At 45.5% G+C, this 21506-nt stretch carries 25 protein-coding genes; all 25 read right to left on the reverse strand.

Annotated features, from left to right (window positions below; all coding sequences use genetic code 11):
- Positions 1–9 precede the first annotated feature (9 nt).
- The 25 genes from rplF to MHH93_RS26405 all read right to left on the reverse strand — a co-directional run bounded on the left by rplF (position 10) and on the right by MHH93_RS26405 (position 21489).
- The gene (rplF, locus tag MHH93_RS26285) at positions 10–552 is read right to left on the reverse strand and encodes a 50S ribosomal protein L6 (RefSeq protein WP_017692089.1); all 543 of its coding nucleotides are present in this window, start codon (positions 550–552) and stop codon (positions 10–12) included.
- Between the two features lie 30 nt (positions 553–582).
- Positions 583–981: a 30S ribosomal protein S8 gene (gene rpsH / locus MHH93_RS26290; RefSeq protein WP_017692088.1), complete on the reverse strand. Its 399-nt coding sequence runs from the start codon at positions 979–981 to the stop codon at positions 583–585.
- 32 nt (positions 982–1013) lie between these two features.
- Positions 1014–1199 carry a type Z 30S ribosomal protein S14 gene (locus tag MHH93_RS26295; protein ID WP_013312154.1) on the reverse strand — a complete coding sequence of 62 codons (186 nt, stop codon included), beginning with the start codon at positions 1197–1199 and terminating at the stop codon, positions 1014–1016.
- Positions 1200–1272: 73 nt separating this feature from the next.
- Complete coding sequence (rplE, locus tag MHH93_RS26300) at positions 1273–1815, reverse strand: 50S ribosomal protein L5 (RefSeq protein WP_338588647.1); 543 nt, start codon at positions 1813–1815, stop codon at positions 1273–1275.
- Between the two features lie 32 nt (positions 1816–1847).
- Positions 1848–2201: a 50S ribosomal protein L24 gene (rplX, locus tag MHH93_RS26305; RefSeq protein ID WP_145053336.1), complete on the reverse strand. Its 354-nt coding sequence runs from the start codon at positions 2199–2201 to the stop codon at positions 1848–1850.
- A 39-nt stretch (positions 2202–2240) separates the two neighbouring features.
- Positions 2241–2609 carry a 50S ribosomal protein L14 gene (gene rplN / locus MHH93_RS26310; RefSeq protein WP_017692085.1) on the reverse strand — a complete coding sequence of 123 codons (369 nt, stop codon included), beginning with the start codon at positions 2607–2609 and terminating at the stop codon, positions 2241–2243.
- Positions 2610–2643: 34 nt separating this feature from the next.
- Positions 2644–2910, reverse strand: coding sequence for a 30S ribosomal protein S17 (rpsQ, locus tag MHH93_RS26315; RefSeq protein WP_017692084.1), 267 nt, complete (start codon positions 2908–2910; stop codon positions 2644–2646).
- Positions 2911–2958: 48 nt separating this feature from the next.
- Positions 2959–3156 (reverse strand): 50S ribosomal protein L29, encoded by a 198-nt coding sequence (gene rpmC / locus MHH93_RS26320; protein WP_017692083.1) that lies wholly within the window; start codon positions 3154–3156, stop codon positions 2959–2961.
- A complete protein-coding gene (gene rplP / locus MHH93_RS26325; RefSeq protein ID WP_017692082.1) occupies positions 3146–3580 on the reverse strand; it encodes a 50S ribosomal protein L16 in 435 nt (144 codons plus the stop codon). The genes rpmC and rplP overlap by 11 nt, the downstream gene beginning before the upstream one ends.
- 2 nt (positions 3581–3582) lie before the next feature.
- Complete coding sequence (rpsC, locus tag MHH93_RS26330; RefSeq protein WP_076334122.1) at positions 3583–4248, reverse strand: 30S ribosomal protein S3; 666 nt, start codon at positions 4246–4248, stop codon at positions 3583–3585.
- 15 nt (positions 4249–4263) lie between these two features.
- Positions 4264–4596, reverse strand: a complete 333-nt coding sequence (rplV, locus tag MHH93_RS26335; protein ID WP_024633583.1) for a 50S ribosomal protein L22 — start codon at positions 4594–4596, stop codon at positions 4264–4266.
- Between the two features lie 35 nt (positions 4597–4631).
- Positions 4632–4910, reverse strand: coding sequence for a 30S ribosomal protein S19 (rpsS, locus tag MHH93_RS26340; protein ID WP_062836183.1), 279 nt, complete (start codon positions 4908–4910; stop codon positions 4632–4634).
- A gap of 71 nt (positions 4911–4981) precedes the next feature.
- Positions 4982–5812: a 50S ribosomal protein L2 gene (gene rplB, locus MHH93_RS26345; RefSeq protein WP_017692078.1), complete on the reverse strand. Its 831-nt coding sequence runs from the start codon at positions 5810–5812 to the stop codon at positions 4982–4984.
- 30 nt (positions 5813–5842) lie between these two features.
- Positions 5843–6133 carry a 50S ribosomal protein L23 gene (gene rplW, locus MHH93_RS26350; RefSeq protein ID WP_017692077.1) on the reverse strand — a complete coding sequence of 97 codons (291 nt, stop codon included), beginning with the start codon at positions 6131–6133 and terminating at the stop codon, positions 5843–5845.
- Positions 6133–6756 carry a 50S ribosomal protein L4 gene (rplD, locus tag MHH93_RS26355; RefSeq protein ID WP_278298120.1) on the reverse strand — a complete coding sequence of 208 codons (624 nt, stop codon included), beginning with the start codon at positions 6754–6756 and terminating at the stop codon, positions 6133–6135. Before rplD ends, rplW begins: the two co-directional genes overlap by 1 nt.
- A gap of 25 nt (positions 6757–6781) precedes the next feature.
- Entirely contained in the window at positions 6782–7405 is a 624-nt protein-coding gene (rplC, locus tag MHH93_RS26360) for a 50S ribosomal protein L3 (protein ID WP_053779208.1), read from the reverse strand.
- 46 nt (positions 7406–7451) lie between these two features.
- The gene (gene rpsJ / locus MHH93_RS26365) at positions 7452–7760 is read right to left on the reverse strand and encodes a 30S ribosomal protein S10 (RefSeq protein ID WP_017692074.1); all 309 of its coding nucleotides are present in this window, start codon (positions 7758–7760) and stop codon (positions 7452–7454) included.
- Between the two features lie 437 nt (positions 7761–8197).
- A complete protein-coding gene (gene tuf, locus MHH93_RS26370; RefSeq protein ID WP_500056445.1) occupies positions 8198–9388 on the reverse strand; it encodes an elongation factor Tu in 1191 nt (396 codons plus the stop codon).
- Between the two features lie 95 nt (positions 9389–9483).
- The gene (gene fusA / locus MHH93_RS26375; RefSeq protein WP_442034955.1) at positions 9484–11562 is read right to left on the reverse strand and encodes an elongation factor G; all 2079 of its coding nucleotides are present in this window, start codon (positions 11560–11562) and stop codon (positions 9484–9486) included.
- A gap of 48 nt (positions 11563–11610) precedes the next feature.
- The gene (rpsG, locus tag MHH93_RS26380; protein ID WP_018753997.1) at positions 11611–12081 is read right to left on the reverse strand and encodes a 30S ribosomal protein S7; all 471 of its coding nucleotides are present in this window, start codon (positions 12079–12081) and stop codon (positions 11611–11613) included.
- An 87-nt stretch (positions 12082–12168) separates the two neighbouring features.
- On the reverse strand, positions 12169–12591 hold the full coding sequence (gene rpsL / locus MHH93_RS26385) for a 30S ribosomal protein S12 (protein ID WP_017692070.1): 423 nt from the start codon (positions 12589–12591) through the stop codon (positions 12169–12171).
- 153 nt (positions 12592–12744) lie between these two features.
- Positions 12745–12993 carry a ribosomal L7Ae/L30e/S12e/Gadd45 family protein gene (locus MHH93_RS26390; RefSeq protein ID WP_017692069.1) on the reverse strand — a complete coding sequence of 83 codons (249 nt, stop codon included), beginning with the start codon at positions 12991–12993 and terminating at the stop codon, positions 12745–12747.
- Between the two features lie 207 nt (positions 12994–13200).
- On the reverse strand, positions 13201–16815 hold the full coding sequence (rpoC, locus tag MHH93_RS26395) for a DNA-directed RNA polymerase subunit beta' (RefSeq protein WP_442034952.1): 3615 nt from the start codon (positions 16813–16815) through the stop codon (positions 13201–13203).
- A gap of 113 nt (positions 16816–16928) precedes the next feature.
- Positions 16929–20474, reverse strand: coding sequence for a DNA-directed RNA polymerase subunit beta (gene rpoB / locus MHH93_RS26400; protein WP_091039164.1), 3546 nt, complete (start codon positions 20472–20474; stop codon positions 16929–16931).
- A 394-nt stretch (positions 20475–20868) separates the two neighbouring features.
- Entirely contained in the window at positions 20869–21489 is a 621-nt protein-coding gene (locus MHH93_RS26405; protein ID WP_500056449.1) for a class I SAM-dependent methyltransferase, read from the reverse strand.
- Between the last annotated feature and the right edge of the window lie 17 nt (positions 21490–21506).

Consider the following 21506-nt stretch of genomic DNA (forward strand, 5'->3'; position numbering starts at 1 on the left):
AGAGAAATCTTATTTCTTCTTACCGGCTTTACCTTCCTTACGGATGATACGCTCGCCTTCATATTTGATACCTTTACCTTTGTACGGCTCAGGTTCACGTACGGAACGGATTTTAGCAGCGTAAGCACCTACGCGCTCTTTGTCGATTCCGCGAACGATGATTTTCGTATTCGAAGGTACTTCGAATTCGATTCCCGCTTCCGGTGTAATTTCAACCGGGTGAGAGTAGCCAACGTTCAGAACGATTTTATCTCCGGATTTGCTTGCACGATATCCGACCCCAACCAATTCCAGAGATTTTGCGAATCCTTCAGTAACGCCGCTCACCATGTTGTTTACAACGCTACGCGTTGTGCCGTGCAAAGAACGGTGAGTTTTGTTATCGGAAGGACGCACAACTGTGATTTCGTTATTTTCAACTGTAACCTTCATGTCTTTATGAAGCTCACGAGTCAAAGTTCCTTTTGGTCCTTTTACCGTAATAACGGTGTTGTCCAGGGTGATGTCTACACCACTTGGTACTGTGATTGGTTTGCGACCAATACGAGACATATGTTGCACCTCCTATCTTGTGACGTTATATTACCAAACGTAGCAAACGACTTCTCCGCCGGATTTCGATTGACGAGCTTCTTTGTCCGTCATGATACCTTTAGATGTCGAGATGATCGCGATTCCCAGGCCACCAAGTACACGAGGTACTTCGTTGCTTTTCGTGTAAACACGAAGACCAGGTTTACTGATTCTTTTCAGACCAGTGATAACGCGCTCGTTATTTTGACCGTATTTCAAGAAAACACGGATAATCCCTTGTTTGTTATCATCGATAACTTCAGCGTCACGGATGAAACCTTCACGCTTCAGGATGTCGGCGATTTGTTTTTTCATTGTCGAAGCAGGCATTTCTACCGTTTCGTGACGAACAGTGTTCGCGTTACGAATACGAGTAAGCATATCTGCAATTGGATCAGACATAGTCATTGTGAGTTAACCTCCTTCCCGTTCAGGACTTTTTACCAGCTTGCTTTTTTCACGCCAGGGATCTGGCCTTTATAAGCTAATTCACGGAAGCAAATTCTGCAAATTTTGAACTTTTGCAGGACCGAATGTGGACGTCCGCAACGCTCACAGCGTGTATATGCACGTACTTTAAACTTTGGTGTACGTTGTTGTTTAACTTTCATCGAAGTTTTTGCCACTTAGCCTGACACCTCCTAAATAATTTCGGAGAAAAGGGAGTCCTTCCAGACACCCGGAAACGTTATGCCAACATTACTTAACGAAAGGCATTCCCATTTGCGTGAGCAATTCGCGGGACTCTTCGTCTGTTTTCGCCGTTGTTACGATGACAATATCCATACCGCGGACTTTATCAACTTTATCATACTCGATCTCTGGGAAGATCAATTGCTCTTTCAGACCCAGTGTGTAGTTACCACGTCCGTCGAAAGCTTTGCTCGATACACCGCGGAAGTCGCGGACACGAGGAAGCGTAACGTTGAACAGTTTATCGAGGAAGAAGTACATACGCTCGCCGCGCAATGTTACTTTCACGCCGATAGGCATATTCTCACGCAGTTTGAATCCTGCGATAGATTTTTTTGCACGAGTGATTACAGGTTTTTGACCTGCGATCAGTTGCAAATCGTTTACTGCGGAATCCAACACTTTCGAGTTTTGGACAGCTTCGCCCACACCCATGTTGATAACGATTTTCTCGATTTTCGGCACTTGCATTACCGTTGTATAGTTAAACTTCTGCATCAAAGCAGGAGCGATTTCTTGCAGGTAACGTTCTTTCATTCTTGATGCCATGAATCATAGCCCTCCTTTCTCATTCGGTTCAATTAGTCGATAATTTCTCCGGAACGTTTAGCAACGCGCACTTTCTTTCCGTTATCCAAAACTTTGTAACCTACACGGGTTACATTTCCGCTCTTCGGATCGATGTGCATTACGTTGGAAACGTGAATCGGAGCTTCCTTCTCGATAATGCCGCCTTGCGGATTTTGCTGGTTAGGCTTCTGGTGTTTTTTCACCATGTTAACACCTTCCACAAGGACGCGGTTCTCACGAGGATAAGCAGCGATGACACGGCCTTTTTTACCTTTGTCTTTACCGCTGATTACCATAACCGTATCTTCCTTTTTAACGTGAAGTTTGTTGTTATGGGATTCCAGAACTTTTTTCACTCTTGGCATTTCGTACACCTCCTGTTTCTAACATCACGAGATTAAGCTTTAGATAACTTCTGGAGCCAAGGAAACGATTTTCATGAAGTCTTTATCGCGAAGTTCGCGAGCAACTGGTCCGAAAATACGTGTTCCACGTGGGCTTCTGTCGTCTTTTACAACAACCGCTGCATTTTCATCAAAACCGATGTAGGAACCGTCTTTACGACGTACAGAACGTTTCGTACGAACGACAACCGCTCTAACTACATCACCTTTTTTGACAACGCCGCCTGGTGTTGCTTGTTTAACAGAACAAACGATCAGATCACCGATTTGAGCTGTACGACGTCCCGTACCGCCGAGTACGCGGATACACATCAGTTCCTTCGCACCGGAGTTGTCAGCCACAGTCAAACGTGTAAATGGTTGAATCATTTAGTATTCCTCCTTTCAGCAGTGCTGCTGAGCATTAGATGATAACCGCTTTTTCTACGATTTCAGTAAGTCTCCAGCGTTTATCTTTCGAAAGCGGACGAGTCTCCATGATTTTCACCGTGTCACCGATTTTCGCAGTGTTTTCTTCGTCATGTGCTTTGAATTTTTTAGTAACCTTGATGCGTTTATGGTACAAGTTGTGTTTTTTGTAAGTTTCTACAGCAACAACAATCGTTTTGTCCATTTTATCGCTGACCACTTTACCAGTTTGCACTTTACGTGCGTTACGTTCTTCGCTCATTGTTGGCCTCCTTCCTGATTACGGACGGATTGTCCATCCTATCCCTAATTAACCGATTCCCAATTCTCTCTCACGGATAATGGTTTTAGCACGAGCTATTTCTTTCCGCACATCACGGATGCGAGTCGGGTTATCCAGCTGACCGGTAGCTAATTGAAAGCGGAGGTTAAAGAGTTCTTCTTTAAATCCGGCAATCTTTTGCTCGATTTCAGCAGAGGTTAGGTTGCGAAATTCACTAGCTTTCATTTGCTTCACCACCCAATTCTTCACGTTTCACGAACTTCGTTTTGATTGGCAGTTTGTGAGCGGCAAGACGCATTGCTTCGCGAGCAATTTCCTCCGGTACACCAGCAAGTTCAAACATGATCTTACCTGGTTTCACTACTGCAACCCATTTTTCTACGTTACCTTTACCGCTACCCATCCGAACCTCGAGAGGCTTTTGAGTGATTGGTTTGTCTGGGAAGATTTTGATCCAAACTTTACCACCACGTTTGATGTAACGAGTCATCGCAATACGAGCCGCTTCGATCTGACGGTTCGTAATCCAAGCCGGTTCCGTAGCTTGCAGACCGTATTCGCCAAAGTTCAGAGTCGTTCCGCCTTTAGCTTGGCCTTTCATATGTCCACGTTGTTGCTTACGGTGTTTTACGCGTTTTGGTACCAACATGATTAGTTGCCTCCTTCCTTAGCAGCTTGTTTCTTAGCCGTAGGAAGAACCTCTCCACGATAGATCCATACTTTTACGCCGATACGTCCGTAAGTAGTATGAGCCTCTGCTGTACCATAGTCAATGTCAGCACGCAGTGTGTGCAGTGGAACAGTTCCTTCGCTGTAGCCTTCAGAACGTGCGATCTCAGCACCGCCAAGACGTCCGCCTACTTGAGTTTTGATACCTTTAGCACCGGAGCGCATAGTTCTTTGAATTGCTTGTTTCAGAGCACGACGGAAAGAAACGCGACGTTCCAATTGTTGTGCAATGCTTTCAGCTACAAGAACAGCGTCCAAGTCTTGATTCTTAATTTCAGAAATGTTGATGTGTACTTTTTTACCGCCAGCAATTTTCGTAATTTGGTTACGAAGATTTTCAACTTCCGAACCACCCTTACCAATAACCATACCTGGTTTAGCAGTGTGAATCGTTACGTTTACGCGGTTAGCCGCTCTCTCAATTTCCACACGAGATAAAGCGGAGTCTTTCAATTTATTTTTCAGGAATTCACGAATTTTCACGTCTTCCATCAAAAGATCACCGAAGTCTTTGCCTGCATACCACTTAGATTCCCAGTCACGGATAATTCCGACACGGAGTCCGACTGGATTTACCTTTTGGCCCACACATTTCCCCTCCTTCTACTTCTCAGATACCACCAAAGTAATGTGGCTAGTACGTTTGTTAATACGACTTGCACGTCCCATTGCACGAGGGCGGAAACGTTTCATTGTCGGTCCTTGGTTCACGTAAGCTTGCGAGATAACCAAGTTATTAACGTCTAAAGAATAGTTATGTTCCGCATTCGCAATAGCGGAGTTAAGCAACTTCTCAACGATAGGAGAAGCGGATTTCGGAGTGTGACGGAGAATGGCAACCGCCTCACCTACTTGCTTGCCGCGAATCAAGTCAACAACGAGTTGAACTTTACGAGGAGCAATCCGGATAAACTTAGCATGTGCTTTTGCTTCCATTGTGTAACCTCCTCTCAAACATTAAAGATGTTCATTTATCTTCTTGTTTTCTTATCATCATCAGTATGGCCTTTGTACGTACGGGTTGGAGCGAACTCACCCAGTTTGTGTCCGACCATGTCCTCAGTTACATACACTGGCACGTGTTTACGACCATCGTAAACGCCAAATGTGTGTCCGATGAATTGTGGGAAAATTGTAGAACGACGGGACCAGGTTTTGATTACGTTTTTCTTACCTGAAGCTTCCATCTCTTCTACCTTTTTGAGCATGTAGCCATCAATGAATGGCCCTTTTTTCAAACTGCGACCCATGTGGAGATCCTCCCTTCAAACGTAGCTATTATGCATCCGCAGATGCCTCACGAAGTTATGCACAGTGTGTATTACTTCGTGCGGCGGCGAATGATGTATTTATCAGAAGCTTTATTTTTCTTACGCGTTTTGTAACCAAGAGTAGGTTTACCCCATGGTGACATTGGCGATTTACGTCCGATTGGAGCACGACCTTCACCACCACCGTGTGGGTGATCGTTAGGGTTCATTACTACACCACGAACCTCAGGACGTTTACCCAACCAACGGCTACGACCGGCTTTACCGATTTTGATGAGCTCGTGGTCTTGGTTACCAACAGATCCGATTGTCGCACGGCAAACTTTCAAAATACGACGAACTTCTCCGGAAGAGAGACGAACGGAAACGTATTTTTCTTCTTTACCAAGCAATTGAGCTTCTGTACCAGCAGCACGAACCAATTGTCCGCCTTTACCTGGTTTCAACTCGATGTTGTGGATAACGGTACCTACTGGAATGTTTTCAAGTGGCAGTGCGTTACCGATTTTGATGTCTGATTCAGGTCCAGAGAATACTTGATCTCCAACTTTCAAACCTTTAGGAGCGATGATATAACGTTTCTCACCATCAGCATAGTGAATCAGAGCGATATTGGATGTACGGTTCGGGTCATACTCAATCGTAGCAACGCGGCCCGGTATTCCATCTTTAGTACGTTTGAAGTCAATGATACGGTATTTACGTTTGTGTCCACCACCATGGTGACGAACTGTAATTTTACCTTGGTTGTTGCGGCCTGCTTGTTTGCTCAACGGGGCCAACAACGATTTCTCCGGCTGATTTGTGGTGATTTCCTCAAATGTAGAAACGGACATGTTCCGTCTTGCCGGGGATGTTGGTTTATACTTTTTGATTGGCACTGGGTTTCCCTCCTTACTTCAAAAATTCAATTATACTGTTTCAAAGAACTCAAGCGTTTTGCTGTCTTTAGTCAACGTCACAAACGCTTTTTTCCATTCGCTAGTATATCCGGAATAACGTCCGTACCGTTTCGGCTTAGCTGGAACACGAAGCGTGTTCACGTTTTTCACTTTTACGTTGAAAATAGCTTCTACGGCCTTTTTGATCTCGGTTTTGTTTGCACGGATATCGACTTCAAATACATATTTCAAGTCATTCATCATGTCAGCAGTACGTTCCGTAATAATCGGACGTTTTACAATATCACGAGGATCCTTCATTACGCGAGCACCTCCTCTACCTTCTGAACTGCTTCTTTCGTAATGATCAATTTGTCGTGCGAAAGCACGTCAAGAACATTAATACCGTCAGCAGCTACGAATTTCACGCCTGGAATATTCCGTGCGGAAAGAGCTACATTATCATCATAGCTAGGAGCTACGATCAAAGCTTTACGTCCCACTTTGAGGTTACTCAAGATGGCAGCGAATTCTTTAGTTTTAGGTGTGCTCAACGTGAGAGCGTCCAAAACGATAATGTCATTGTCAATCACTTTGGATGAAAGGGCCGATTTGATCGCCAAGCGACGAACTTTCTTAGGCAGTTTGTACGCATAGCTCCGTGGTGTTGGACCAAATACGATACCGCCGCCTTTCCATTGTGGTGAACGAATTGAACCTTGACGAGCGCGACCTGTACCTTTTTGTTTCCAAGGTTTACGTCCACCGCCACGTACTTCAGAACGTCCTTTTACTTTGTGGGTACCTTGACGAAGGGAAGCGCGTTGCATAAGAACTGCATCGTACAGAACGTGTTGATTCGGCTCAATTCCGAAAACCGCATCGTTCAATTCAACTTCGCCTACTTGGCTACCATCTACATTGTAAACTGATACTTTTGGCATTTTGTGTTCCTCCTTTCTTCAGTGGTTATTTTTTCACCGTTTCTTTAACTTTAATGAGACTGTTTTTCGGTCCAGGAATGGAACCTTTCACGAGCAACACGTTACGCTCAGCGTCTACTTTAACTACTTCAAGACGTTGGATTGTAACAGTATCATGCCCCATGTGTCCTGGCAGGCGTTTGCCTTTAGGAACGCGGTTAGCTTGGATCGAACCCATCGAACCCGGGCCACGGTGATAACGCGAACCGTGTGACATAGGTCCAGTGCTTTGTCCCCAACGTTTGATTACGCCGGCAAAACCTTTACCTTTAGAAACACCCGTTACGTCAACGAATTCGCCTTCAGCGAAAATGTCAGCTTTCAGTTCTTGGCCAACTTCATATTCAGCGATGTTGATACCGCGAACTTCACGAACGTAGCGCTTAGGGGCAGTGTTCGCTTTTTTAGCGTGACCTGCTTCTGGCTTGTTAGCATTTTTCTCTTTCTTATCGGAGTAACCGATTTGAATTGCTTCGTAGCCATCGTTCTCAATGTCTTTCTTTTGCAAAACAACACAAGGGCCTGCTTCGATAACCGTTACTGGAACAACGTTACCTTCAGGAGTAAATACTTGAGTCATTCCGAGTTTTTTTCCTAAGATTGCTTTCATGTTGACACCTCTTTTCCTCTATACATGGTCTTTGTTGTAACTTGTATTACAATTTAATTTCGATATCTACACCGGACGGCAGATCCAAGCGCATCAAGGCATCCACAGTTTGTGGAGTTGGGTTAACGATGTCGATCAAACGCTTATGTGTGCGTTGTTCGAATTGTTCCCGAGAATCCTTGTACTTGTGCACCGCACGAAGAATAGTAATGATTTGTTTTTCAGTAGGAAGCGGAATCGGACCGGATACACCAGCACCCGAACGTTTTGCTGTTTCAACAATTTTCTCCGCGGATTGATCAAGAATTCTGTGGTCGTAAGCTTTCAAACGAATACGAATTTTTTGCTTTGCCATTTTAGTCCCTCCTTCTATCGCCCAATTTTTTATCGGACATACTCCGTGAAAATTTTCTAGCCACTCTCCCATGGCAAAGGGGCCGGGTGTGCCAGTAACCTCTCACATCATCGCAACGTCACAGAACAACATTCATTATTATATAGAAAAGATAGGCGTATTGCAAGCATATTTAAGAAAAACATTTAAACTTATCTTTTCTGATGAAATGACTTCGTTTATTGTAGTGTTTATCTTCAATATCCAGGCTGCCTTGCCAATCCTTCTAAACTCGTAAATGATGTTTATTTCGTATGACGCAGGTTCCGAAACTTTACACATAATAAAAGAGTTCCTTATCCGATGTCGGATAAGGAACTCTTCCGAAGCTTCGTTACAATACAATGTTACTCGTTCCAGTACACTGTTGCATATGCTTTATTCAGCGTAAAGCTGAATTATTTTTGGATAGATGCTACGGAACCGGCACCTACTGTACGTCCACCTTCACGAATGGAGAACTTAGTTCCTTCTTCAATCGCAATTGGGGAGATCAGGGAAACAGTAACAGTGATGTTATCACCAGGCATTACCATTTCAGTACCTTCAGGCAAGTTGATGATGCCTGTTACGTCAGTTGTACGGAAGTAGAACTGTGGACGGTAACCAGTGAAGAATGGTTTGTGACGTCCGCCCTCTTCTTTAGTCAGAACGTAGATTTGAGCTGTGAATTCTGTGTGTGGCTTAACAGAACCCGGTTTAGCCAAAACTTGGCCACGCTCGATGTTGTTACGGTCAACACCACGAAGAAGTGCTCCGATGTTGTCACCAGCTTGAGCGGAATCCAGCAATTTGCGGAACATCTCAACGCCTGTTACAACAGATTTTTTAGTTTCTTCAGTGATACCAACGATTTCGATCTCTTCGCCGACTTTAACAGTACCACGCTCTACACGGCCAGTAGCAACAGTACCACGACCAGTGATGGAGAATACGTCCTCGACAGGCATCAAGAAAGGCTTGTCAGTTTGACGCTCAGGCAGTGGGATGTAAGTGTCGATCTCTTTGAACATCTCAACGATTTTTTGAGCCCATTCGCCATCTGGGTTTGCCAGTGCTTCACGAGCAGATCCACGAGTGATTGGAGTATCATCACCTGGGAACTCATATTCGTTAAGAAGGTCGCGAACTTCCATCTCAACCAATTCCAACAACTCTTCGTCTTCAACCATGTCACATTTGTTCAAGAATACAACAATGTAAGGTACGCCTACTTGACGAGAAAGCAAGATATGCTCACGAGTTTGTGGCATTGGGCCGTCAGCTGCGGATACTACCAAGATAGCTCCGTCCATTTGTGCCGCGCCAGTGATCATGTTTTTAACATAGTCGGCGTGACCTGGGCAGTCAACGTGAGCGTAGTGACGAGTGTCAGTTTCGTACTCAACGTGTGATGTGGAGATTGTGATACCGCGCTCGCGCTCTTCTGGAGCTTTGTCGATTTGGTCGAATGCGATTGCTGCACCACCGTAAGTTTTGGACAATACAGTTGTGATTGCAGCAGTCAGAGTTGTTTTACCATGATCGACGTGACCAATAGTACCGATGTTAACGTGGGGTTTATTACGTTCGTATTTAGCCTTTGCCATTTGAACGTGGCCTCCTTAAAATTATAATTTTATGTTTTCACTGAATGAAGTGCTCCGAATTAAATTCTTATGCACTTGCATCCAGTGTGAGAAAACTACTCGGTGCCTTTTGTTTTGGCAACGATTTCTTCAGCGATGCTCTTAGGAACTTCTTCATAGTGAGAGAGTTCCATGGAGAACACGCCGCGTCCTTGAGTACCGGAACGAAGAGTTGTAGAGTAACCAAACATTTCAGACAAAGGTACCTTAGCACGGATGATTTGAGCTCCACTACGGGAATCCATACCTTCGATGCGGCCACGACGGGAGTTCAACATACCCATTACGTCACCCATGTACTCTTCTGGAACTGTTACTTCTACTTTCATGATAGGCTCAAGCAGAACTGGTTTACACTTGTCTTTAGCCGCTTTAAGCGCCATAGATCCGGCAATTTTAAATGCCATCTCATTGGAATCGACATCATGGTAAGATCCGTCTACAATTGTAGCCTTAACGTCAACAAGCGGGAAGCCCGCGATAACGCCGTTTTTCATTTGCTCTTCAATCCCTGACAGTGCAGGTTGAATGTATTCTCTTGGAACGGAACCACCGACAACCTTACTTTCGAACTGGCTGCCTGTACCCGGCTCGAGAGGTTCGAATTCAACCCATACGTGACCGTATTGACCACGACCACCGGATTGACGTACGAATTTACCTTCAACGCGCGCTGGAGCACGGAATGTTTCACGGTAAGCTACTTGTGGTTTACCCACAGTAGTTTCAACCTTGAACTCACGACGCATACGGTCGATGATGATATCAAGGTGAAGCTCACCCATACCTGCCAAGATTGTTTGACCTGTTTCTTCGTCAGTATGAGCACGAAGAGTTGGATCCTCTTCAGTCAACTTACCGAGAGCAACACCCATTTTATCTTGGTCAGCTTTGGTTTTAGGTTCAACGGCGATTTCGATAACCGGATCAGGGAAGTTCATTGACTCCAGGATAACCGGATTTTTCTCATCACATAGTGTATCACCTGTGCCCGTATCTTTCAAACCTACGGCAGCTGCAATGTCACCGGAGTAAACTTCAGTGATTTCTTGACGGCTGTTCGCATGCATTTGAAGGATACGACCGATACGCTCACGTTTGTTTTTAGTGGCATTCAATACATATGAACCGGATTGAAGAACACCGGAGTATACGCGGAAGAATGTCAATTTACCTACGTAAGGGTCAGTCATGATTTTGAATGCCAATGCGGAGAAAGGCTCTTCATCAGAGGACTTACGAACTGCTTCAGTTCCATCTTCAAGATGACCTGTAATTGATGGTACATCTGTTGGAGCTGGCAAGTAGTCGATAACAGCATCCAACATCAGTTGAACACCTTTGTTACGATATGAGGATCCACAGATAACTGGGAAGATCTTAACATCTACAACACCTTTACGGAGAGCGCCTTTGATCTCTTCAATAGTGATTTCTTCGCCTTCCAGGTATTTCATTGTCAAATCTTCATCCAATTCAGCAACGCGCTCAATCAACTCGTTGCGAAGTTCTTCAACTTGATCTGCAAATTCTGCAGGAATGTCGGTCTCTTCGATATCTTGTCCAAGATCATCTTTGTACATATGAGCTCTTTGTGCAACGATATCGATGATACCTTTGAAATCATTTTCAGCGCCGATTGGAAGTTGAATCGCAACAGCGTTCGCTTGAAGGCGATCACGCATGTCGGATACAACGTTCAGGAAGTCAGCACCGATGATATCCATTTTGTTTACATATGCGATACGAGGTACACCGTACTTGTCAGCCTGTCTCCATACAGTTTCAGACTGAGGCTCAACGCCTTCTTTCGCACTGAATACACCAACTGCTCCGTCCAATACACGAAGGGAACGTTCAACTTCAACAGTGAAGTCAACGTGTCCCGGGGTATCAATAATATTAACGCGGTGGCCTTTCCAAGCAGCGGTAGTCGCAGCGGAAGTAATCGTAATTCCGCGCTCCTGTTCCTGTTCCATCCAGTCCATTGTCGCAGCGCCTTCGTGTACTTCACCGATTTTGTGCGTACGTCCTGTGTAGAACAAGATCCGCTCAGTTGTCGTGGTTTTACCCGCATCAATATGAGCCATGATCCCGATATTACGTGTATTTTTTAAGGAGAACTCTCTAGCCATGAAATGGGTCTCCCTTCAAAATAGAAGTTTTTTATTGTGAACTGAATCCTACCAACGGTAGTGAGCAAACGCTTTGTTCGCTTCAGCCATTTTGTGCGTATCTTCACGTTTTTTAACGGAAGCGCCTGTGTTGTTGGAAGCGTCGATGATCTCAGCCGCCAAACGCTCTTCCATTGTTTTCTCACCGCGGTTGCGGGAGTAGTTCACGAGCCAACGTAGTCCCAGAGCAGTACGTCTCTCTGGTTTTACCTCGATTGGTACTTGGTAGTTGGCACCGCCGACACGGCGAGCTTTAACTTCCAGGACTGGCATGATATTCTTGATTGCTGCTTCAAATACTTCCATCGGGTCATTACCCGTACGTTCTTGAATCAACTTGAACGCATTATACAGAATGCTTTGAGCAACACCGCGTTTTCCGTCGAGCATGATGCGATTGATCAAACGAGTAACCAACTTGGAGTTGTATACCGGATCTGGCAACACGTCTCTTTTCGTAACTGGACCTTTGCGTGGCATGGATATCCCCCTTTCTTTCTTGTTCAGCAGACCCTGTACCTTCCAGACCTAAGCCAGAAGACTTTCAGGTTCTCTGCTTATAATGGTTTAGGCTTTTTTAGCTTTTGGACGTTTTGCACCGTATTTCGAACGAGCTTGCATACGGTTGTTTACGCCTGCAGTATCGAGAGCTCCACGAACGATGTGATAACGAACCCCTGCAAGGTCTTTAACTTTACCTCCGCGGATCAATACCACACTGTGCTCTTGAAGGTTATGTCCGATTCCCGGGATATAAGCAGTAACCTCGAGACGGTTCGTCAAACGAACACGGGCATACTTACGAAGTGCAGAGTTTGGTTTACGTGGAGTCATTGTACCTACACGAGTGCAGACACCACGTTTTTGTGGGGCACTGATGTTAGTAGATTCACGTTTCAAAGCGTTGAATCCTTTTTGCAAAGCTGGAGATTTTGACTTCTCAACTTTAGCTTGACGTCCTTTACGAACCAGTTGATTGATAGTTGGCATTTGATTGCCACCCCCTTCCTCAAATATTCATGTTTCTTTATAAACCTCTTTACGCTAAGTCCACAGACCCAGGCGGTTCATAAAAAGACAAATGAAAAGTTTTTGCCTTGGAGAATCCCTAAAAGTTCTCGGACAAAAACGTTCCTTACACTATCATTTTACGACAGCAGCCATGGCTGCTCCCACTCCAATCCCGCAAGCTTTGCCGAGATTTTTCATTGTATCCACTTTCGTGCACTTCACATTGTGTTGTTCACACAAAGCAATGATTTTGGAAGTGAGCTGCGGATCACTATCTTCTGCGACATAGACTTCGGAAGCCATACCTGTCTGCACCATCCGCATGGTCTGTTTGGTACCTATTTTGACATGAGCATCTTGCAAGGCTTTTTCATTAGACATTGTGCATTCCTCCGAATAGAACCATGTACAATCAGCTGCCCACGCACCTTTGATATATTAGCATCTAGCGCAAGCATTGTCAATGCTAATCCTAAAACATTTTTTTAAAAAGTTTACGTACATCAGGATTCGTCCGCTTGTATTATACAAGCGCCCGCCTCCTGACGCACCGAACTTTTAATCCCCTCTATATGAGGAGCAATCTATTTAATCAACCGAAACGGGCTCAAGTTCTTCTACTGAAGATTGGCCATCTTCTGGCTCAGCAAATTTGATACTGCGGTAACGGTGCATACCTGTACCTGCAGGAATCAATTTACCGATGATTACATTTTCCTTCAGACCGAGCAACTGATCGACTTTACCTTTGATCGCTGCATCTGTCAGTACACGTGTAGTTTCTTGGAACGAAGCCGCGGAGAGGAAGGAGTCTGTTTCCAGGGATGCTTTTGTAATACCGAGCAGGATTGGTTTAGCAACCGCTGGCTCTTTATCACTAAGAATCGCAATTTTGTTAGCTCTTTCGTACTCATGCGTATCAACGAACGATCCTGGTAACAGCGTTGTATCACCTGCATCTACGATGCGGATTTTACGCAGCATTTGACGGATCATAACTTCAACGTGTTTGTCATTGATTTCTACGCCTTGGTTACGGTATACGCGCTGTACTTCCTGCAAAATGTAGTTTTGTACACCACGTACGCCTTTAATGCGCAGCATTTCTTTTGGATCGATGGAACCGTCTGTCAACTCGTCACCAGCTTCAATTTCCATGCCTTCGCTTACGCGCACACGGGAACCGTAGGTAACAGAGTACACTTTGGACTCCGCTTCACCTTGAATTTCGATTTCACGACGATCTTTCGCTTCGCGAATCTCTTTAACCACACCATCAATCTCACTGATTGTTGCTTGACCCTTAGGATTACGGGCTTCAAACAACTCTTGGATACGTGGCAAACCTTGCGTAATATCGTCTCCGGCTACACCGCCGGTATGGAACGTACGCATTGTAAGCTGTGTTCCTGGCTCACCAATGGATTGTGCCGCAATAATACCAACTGCTTCACCAATCTCCACATGTTTACCTGTCGCAAGGTTACGACCGTAACACTTCTTGCAGACACCATGACTTGCACGGCAGCTGAGTACGGAGCGGATTTGCAATTTGGTGATTCCCGCTTTGATGATCGCTTCTGCTTTGTCGGAGTCAATCAATTCATTGCGACCTGCAATGATTTCTTTAGTCTCCGGATGACGAACTGTCTCGAAGCAGTATCTGCCTTCAATACGGTCGTAGAGATCTTCGATAACCTCTTTACCATCCTGGATACGACTTACCGTAAAGCCTTTATCTGTACCACAATCATCATCACGCACGATTACGTCTTGGGCTACGTCTACGAGACGACGAGTCAGGTAACCTGAATCGGCTGTACGCAGGGCTGTATCCGCCAAACCTTTACGCGCTCCGTGAGTGGAGATAAAGTACTCGAGTACTGTCAGACCTTCACGGAAGTTGGATTTGATTGGGAGTTCGATAATTCGACCAGATGGGTTGGCCATCAGACCACGCATACCACCCAATTGGGTAATTTGCGATTTGTTACCCCGTGCTTTGGAGTCTACCATCATCATGATCGAGTTGTAACGATCCATGGACTTCATCAAAATTTCAGTGATGTCATCTTTGGATTTTGACCAGATGTCAATGATACGGTCATAGCGCTCTTCATTCGTAATCAGACCACGACGGTACTGATTCGTAACGATTTGTGCTTTATCCTCAGACTGTCTAAGAATTTCAAACTTCTCAGGCGGAACGATAACATCAGATACCGCAACCGTAATACCGGCACGAGTAGAATATGTGAATCCAAGTTGTTTGATTTTATCCAGAATAACGGCGGTTTCCGTTGTGTGATAAATCTCAAAACAACGTGCGATGATGGAGCCGAGGTATTCTTTGCCGACACCGCCAGCCAGAGGAGCATTCATAATAGCTTCTCTTAGATCAGCACCTTTTTCATATACAAATGAGTGATCTGCAGTACCCTGGTACAGGTTTGCACGAGTCGCGTCATTGATATATGGGAAGCTTGCTGGGAAAATTTCATTAAAGATAATTTTACCGATGGTTGTCAGCAACATTCCTTCTTGCTGCTCTTCCGTAAAGCTTGTTTTACCAAGCGCCTTAACCGGAATAGCTACACGCGCATGCAGACCAGCAGTACCACGTTGGTAAGCTGATACAGCTTCGTTAACTGTACGCAAGATCATACCAGTGCCCTTTTCTTCCTTGTTGTCCATAGTGAGGTAATAAGAACCAAGCACCATATCCTGGGAAGGAGTAACAACCGGTTTACCGTCTTTAGGGTTCAAAATGTTACCTGATGCAAGCATCAGGATACGTGCTTCCGCTTGAGCTTCAGCGGACAACGGAACGTGCACGGCCATTTGGTCACCGTCAAAGTCGGCATTGTATGCCGTACATACGAGCGGGTGAAGACGAATTGCTTTACCTTCAACGAGAATCGGTTCAAATGCTTGAATACCGAGTCTGTGAAGCGTAGGGGCACGGTTCAACAGAACCGGATGCTCCTTGATCACTTCCTCAAGAACATCCCATACTTCAGGACTTACACGCTCAACTTTACGTTTCGCGCTCTTGATGTTGTGGGCAAGCCCTTTATTTACAAGCTCTTTCATAACGAAAGGCTTGAACAATTCAAGTGCCATATCTTTTGGCAGACCACACTGATACATTTTCAGATAAGGTCCAACAACGATAACGGAACGACCAGAGTAGTCAACCCGTTTACCGAGCAAGTTCTGACGGAAACGTCCTTGTTTACCTTTCAGCATGTGGCTGAGGGATTTCAATGGACGGTTACCAGGACCCGTTACGGGGCGACCGCGACGACCATTATCGATCAATGCGTCAACAGCTTCCTGCAACATCCGTTTTTCATTTTGCACGATAATATCTGGCGCGCCCAGATCAAGCAGACGTTTCAGACGGTTATTCCGGTTGATTACACGGCGATACAAGTCATTCAGGTCAGACGTTGCAAAACGTCCACCGTCCAACTGTACCATTGGACGAAGTTCCGGTGGGATAACAGGAAGTACATCCATGATCATCCACTCTGGCTTGTTGCCAGAGTTACGGAATGCTTCGATAACTTCCAGACGTTTGATTGCACGATTACGACGTTGTCCTTGCGCAGTCCGGAGCTCTTCTTTCAGGAACTCGAGCTCTTTGTCTATGTCAAGATCTTGAAGCAGTTTTTTAACCGCTTCTGCGCCCATGCCAGCCTGGAAACCATAACCGTATTTCTCACGGTAGCTGCGGTATTCCTTCTCGGACAACAGCTGTTTTTTCTCCAGTGGAGTTTCTCCTGGATCAGTTACAACATATGATGCAAAATAAATAATCTCTTCAAGAGATCTTGGAGACATATCCAGAGCAAGACCCATACGGCTCGGAATACCTTTGAAGTACCAGATATGCGATACCGGAGCAGCGAGCTCAATATGGCCCATCCGTTCGCGACGTACCTTCGCACGTGTTACTTCAACGCCACAACGATCACAGACAACGCCTTTATAACGAACGCGTTTGTATTTACCGCAATGACATTCCCAGTCTTTTGTAGGGCCAAAAATCTTTTCGCAGAACAGCCCTTCTTTTTCCGGTTTCAACGTACGATAGTTGATCGTTTCCGGTTTTTTCACTTCTCCGCGGGACCAAGAACGAATTTTCTCTGGGGAAGCAAGCCCGATCTTCATGTATTCGAAATTGTTGACGTCCAACAAGGAGCAACCCTCCTTAACCAATTCCTGTAATCTAGGTTACGCCCTCTCCGGCCGAAGCCGGAGCAAGACGCGAGCCTGATGAAAAACGCCGGTCATCATGCGCTCGAAGCGAATTATTCCGCTCCGACCTCTGTACCCTCAAGGTTGAGGCTGAGCTTATCGCTCGCAGCGTCATCTTCATCGTCCATTTCTCTCATTTCAATCTCTTGCTCATCTTCACTCAAGATCTTAACGTCCATACCCAAGCTTTGCAGCTCTTTGATCAATACTTTGAATGATTCAGGAACACCTGGTTCTGGAACATTCTCGCCTTTGACGATGGATTCATACGTTTTAACCCGACCAACAACATCATCGGATTTAACTGTCAAGATTTCTTGCAGTGTATAAGCTGCACCATAAGCCTCAAGGGCCCATACTTCCATCTCCCCGAAACGCTGTCCACCGAATTGGGCTTTACCACCCAATGGCTGTTGCGTAACAAGTGAGTAAGGACCCGTGGAACGGGCATGGATTTTATCATCAACCATGTGTGCCAATTTGATCATGTGCATGACACCAACGGTAACTTCACGTTCAAACTCTTCCCCTGTACGACCATCGTACAAGACAGTTTTACCATTACGTTGCATTCCTGCTTCTTCCATCGTATCGAAGACATCATACTCCTTCGCTCCGTCGAATACAGGAGTTGCTACGTGAATACCCAGTTGCATCGCTGCCATACCCAAGTGAACCTCAAGTACTTGACCGATATTCATCCGGGAAGGTACGCCCAGTGGGTTAAGAACGATCTGAACCGGTGTACCGTCTGGCAGGAAAGGCATATCTTCTTCCGGCAAGATGCGGGCCACGACCCCTTTGTTACCGTGACGTCCGGCCATTTTATCGCCCTCGGAAATTTTCCGTTTTTGAGCAATATATACACGAACGAGTTGGTTAACACCTGGAGGCAGCTCATCACCGTTTTCACGGGTAAATACTTTCACGTCTACTACGATACCGTCAGTACCATGTGGTACACGCAAGGAAGTATCACGTACTTCACGTGCTTTCTCACCAAAGATCGCATGCAAGAGACGTTCTTCTGCAGTCAACTCTGTCACACCCTTAGGTGTTACTTTACCAACCAGAATGTCGCCAGCGCTAATCTCGGCACCGATGCGGATAATACCGCGCTCATCCAAGTTACGCAACGCTTCTTCCCCAACGTTAGGGATGTCACGTGTAATCTCTTCAGGTCCGAGCTTGGTATCACGCGCTTCTGACTCATACTCCTCGATATGGATGGATGTGTATACATCTTCCTTAACGAGTTTTTCACTGAGCAAGATCGCATCCTCGTAGTTGTAACCTTCCCAAGTCATGAAGGCAACAACGACGTTACGTCCCAGAGCCAATTCACCCATTTCCGTTGAAGGACCATCAGCGAGGATATCGCCAGCTTTGACAGCTGCACCTCTTTTGACAATCGGACGCTGGTTAATGCATGTTCCTTGGTTCGAACGCATAAATTTGTGTAATTTATATTTAACGATATCGCCTTTAACTTCCTGACCGTCCACTTCTTCAACACGACGGAGCCAAATCTCGTTCGCAGAAGAACGTTCAATAATTCCGTCATAATCGGAGACAATACATACACCAGAGTCTTTTGCAGCTTTGTGCTCCATACCTGTTCCTACAAGTGGTGCTTTAGGAATCAAGAGTGGAACCGCCTGCCGCTGCATGTTAGATCCCATGAGTGCACGGTTGGAGTCATCGTTCTCAAGGAACGGGATAAGCGCTGTAGCGACGGATACAACCTGTTTAGGAGATACGTCCATGTAGTCAACTCGCTCACTCGGCATCGTAAGGATGTTATCCGACTGTTTGTTGTAACGTACAATGATCGCTTCTTCTTCAAACGTACCGTCTTCGTTCAACTTCGCATTCGCTTGCGCGATAACATAGTTGTCCTCTTCATCCGCTGTCAGGTAATCAATCTGCTCGGTTACAATACCTGTCTTCGGATCAACCCAACGATATGGAGCTTCAATGAAGCCATATTCATTCACACGGGCGAACGTAGACAAGGAGTTGATCAAACCGATGTTTGGTCCCTCTGGAGTCTCGATTGGACACATACGGCCATAGTGGGATGGATGGACGTCACGTACTTCCATACCTGCGCGCTCACGCGTCAAACCACCGGGTCCGAGTGCGGACAAACGACGTTTATGCGTCAACTCACCCAGTGGGTTCGTTTGATCCATAAACTGTGACAATTGAGAGCTACCAAAGAACTCTTTAATCGATGCAATAACAGGACGTATGTTGATCAAAGCCTGTGGTGTAATGACGTTAGCATCCTGAATGGACATTCTCTCACGAACCACACGCTCCATACGGGACAAACCGATACGGAACTGGTTCTGCAGGAGTTCACCCACCGAACGCAAACGACGGTTACCCAGATGATCGATATCATCCGTGCTACCAATCCCCTGTAGAAGGTTAAGGAAGTAACTGATGGAGGAAATGATATCCGCCGGTGTCACGTTTTTAACGGACTTGTCAATGTTTGCATTGGCAATCAGTTTAACCACTTTACCATCTTCAGTTGGTGAGAACACATCAATTGTTTGCATAGGGATATCATTGGCATCCAAAACGCCGTTACCCACGTGATACGTGCGGAATCCAACGCTTTTCTCCAGATACGGCATGATTTCATCCAACAAGCGACGATCAACCATTTGACCTGCTTCGGCAATGATTTCACCTGTTTCAGCGTCAACAAGTGACTCAGCCAAGCGTTGGTTAAACAAACGGTTTTTGATGTGGAGTTTTTTATTCATTTTGTAACGACCTACATTAGCCAGGTCATAACGTTTTGGATCAAAGAAACGTGCTACGAGCAAGCTTTTCGCATTATCCAATGTTGGTGGCTCGCCCGGACGAAGACGCTCATAGATCTCAATGAGTGCTTTCTCTGTGGAATCCGTGTTGTCTTTGTCCAGTGTGTTGCGGATATATTCGTCATTACCGAGCAGATCCAGAATCTCAGCATCTGTGCCAAAACCAAGTGAACGCAGGAGAACCGTAACCGGTATTTTACGTGTACGGTCGATCCGGACGTAAACAACATCCTTCGCGTCCATCTCCAGTTCCAACCAAGCGCCGCGGTTAGGAATAACTGTAGCGGTATACGTTTTTTTGGCGTTTTTATCTACTTTGGTGCTGAAGTAAACGCTAGGAGAGCGAACCAACTGGCTGACAATAACCCGTTCCGCACCATTAATAATAAATGTGCCCGTGTTGGTCATCAGCGGGAAATCTCCCATGAATACTTCCTGCTCTTTGACTTCGCCGGTTTCCTTATTAATGAGCCGGACTTTGACCCGAAGCGGTGCTGCATACGTAACGTCACGCTCTTTCGCGTCGTCTACTGTATACTTCGGTTCACCGAGACTGTAATCGATAAATTCCAAAATCAAGTTACCTGTAAAATCCTGGATCGGCGAGATATCCTGGAACATTTCGCGCAACCCTTCCTCCAAAAACCAATCATATGATTTTTGTTGGATTTCAATCAGGTTCGGAACTTCGAGTATCTCGTTAATTCGTGCATAACTGCGCCGAGTGCGTCGACCATATTGAACAAGATGTCCTGCCAACTTAAACTCACCCCTCAATGTCTACTCACTTTAAAAATTTCGTTGCGAACCTCTGTTTGTAACCTTATAATGGTACACATACAGAGCAAAGCAATGCATCCGCAAATAAAGAAAAGCCCTTACTCGAAATGTCGTTCGAAAAAAGAGCAACTTTGATCGGCGGATGTCTTTCCAAATCATGCTTATCCCCAGTTTGCCCAAAATGTACATATTATACGCCAAACGTAGGCATAATAAGCCCGTTCGGCGTAAAAAAAGGTTGACATTTTTAGATAGCTAAAGCCAAGTAGGGCATCTTAATACTGACATTTTACAATAATACCACGGCCTGAATTTCAAGTCAATAGTCCTATTGCAAAAAAAATGATCCCCTGCTTACTTTACAAACTCGGATTCAACTATTAGTAGAACCTTCTTCCGACTTCACCGCTTTGAAGATTCGATAGCCTTTATCCTTCGTCACTTCTTCCACTCTTCCAAACAAAGATTCCAATTTCGCTTTTGCTGATGGAGCCCCTTGTTTCTTCTGAATGACAATCCACAACGAACCGCCTACCTTCAGATGGCGATGTGCCTGTTCGAAAATAGTATGAACTGTCTCTTTCCCAGCCCGTATAGGTGGATTGGTTAAGACAACGTCAAAATCTTGCTTTTTCACTTCAGCCAGTAGATCACTCTGCAGAACCGTAACATTGTTAATTCCGTTCGCTTTTGCATTCTCCCTGGAAAGTTCAACGGCTCTCTCGTTGATATCGATCATGGTGACATGCCCATCCGGCACAAGTTTGGCTGCTGTAAGACCCATCGGCCCGTATCCACAACCCACATCGAGAACATGAGCCCCTGATGGCAACTCTATCGCATCAATCAATACTCTGCTGCCATAATCGATTCCGTTTTTGGAAAACACACCGGCGTCTGTCACGAATCTCAGACTGAATCCACGAAGAACCGCTTCAGTTGCTCTACGATCATGCGCTACTTGCGGTTTGTCCGAATAATAATGATTGGACATGCCCTCACTCACTTTCC

The sequence above is a fragment of the Priestia sp. FSL H7-0729 genome, assembly GCF_038005685.1.
GTDB lineage: Bacteria > Bacillota > Bacilli > Paenibacillales > Paenibacillaceae > Paenibacillus.

Excerpts from the sequence above, each read along its gene's own strand:
- rplF (WP_017692089.1), bottom strand. The coding sequence starts at position 552 with ATGTCTCGTATTGGTCGCAAACCAATCACAGTACCAAGTGGTGTAGAC.
- rpsH (WP_017692088.1), bottom strand. The coding sequence starts at position 981 with ATGACTATGTCTGATCCAATTGCAGATATGCTTACTCGTATTCGTAAC.
- rplE (WP_338588647.1), bottom strand. The coding sequence starts at position 1,815 with ATGGCATCAAGAATGAAAGAACGTTACCTGCAAGAAATCGCTCCTGCT.
- rplX (WP_145053336.1), bottom strand. The coding sequence starts at position 2,201 with ATGCCAAGAGTGAAAAAAGTTCTGGAATCCCATAACAACAAACTTCAC.
- rplN (WP_017692085.1), bottom strand. The coding sequence starts at position 2,609 with ATGATTCAACCATTTACACGTTTGACTGTGGCTGACAACTCCGGTGCG.
- rpsQ (WP_017692084.1), bottom strand. The coding sequence starts at position 2,910 with ATGAGCGAAGAACGTAACGCACGTAAAGTGCAAACTGGTAAAGTGGTC.
- rpmC (WP_017692083.1), bottom strand. The coding sequence starts at position 3,156 with ATGAAAGCTAGTGAATTTCGCAACCTAACCTCTGCTGAAATCGAGCAA.
- rplP (WP_017692082.1), bottom strand. The coding sequence starts at position 3,580 with ATGTTGGTACCAAAACGCGTAAAACACCGTAAGCAACAACGTGGACAT.
- rplV (WP_024633583.1), bottom strand. The coding sequence starts at position 4,596 with ATGGAAGCAAAAGCACATGCTAAGTTTATCCGGATTGCTCCTCGTAAA.
- rpsS (WP_062836183.1), bottom strand. The coding sequence starts at position 4,910 with ATGGGTCGCAGTTTGAAAAAAGGGCCATTCATTGATGGCTACATGCTC.
- rplW (WP_017692077.1), bottom strand. The coding sequence starts at position 6,133 with ATGAAGGATCCTCGTGATATTGTAAAACGTCCGATTATTACGGAACGT.
- rplD (WP_278298120.1), bottom strand. The coding sequence starts at position 6,756 with ATGCCAAAAGTATCAGTTTACAATGTAGATGGTAGCCAAGTAGGCGAA.
- rplC (WP_053779208.1), bottom strand. The coding sequence starts at position 7,405 with ATGAAAGCAATCTTAGGAAAAAAACTCGGAATGACTCAAGTATTTACT.
- rpsJ (WP_017692074.1), bottom strand. The coding sequence starts at position 7,760 with ATGGCAAAGCAAAAAATTCGTATTCGTTTGAAAGCTTACGACCACAGA.
- tuf (WP_500056445.1), bottom strand. The coding sequence starts at position 9,388 with ATGGCAAAGGCTAAATACGAACGTAATAAACCCCACGTTAACATCGGT.
- fusA (WP_442034955.1), bottom strand. The coding sequence starts at position 11,562 with ATGGCTAGAGAGTTCTCCTTAAAAAATACACGTAATATCGGGATCATG.
- rpsG (WP_018753997.1), bottom strand. The coding sequence starts at position 12,081 with ATGCCACGCAAAGGTCCAGTTACGAAAAGAGACGTGTTGCCAGATCCG.
- rpsL (WP_017692070.1), bottom strand. The coding sequence starts at position 12,591 with ATGCCAACTATCAATCAACTGGTTCGTAAAGGACGTCAAGCTAAAGTT.
- MHH93_RS26390 (WP_017692069.1), bottom strand. The coding sequence starts at position 12,993 with ATGTCTAATGAAAAAGCCTTGCAAGATGCTCATGTCAAAATAGGTACC.
- MHH93_RS26405 (WP_500056449.1), bottom strand. The coding sequence starts at position 21,489 with ATGTCCAATCATTATTATTCGGACAAACCGCAAGTAGCGCATGATCGT.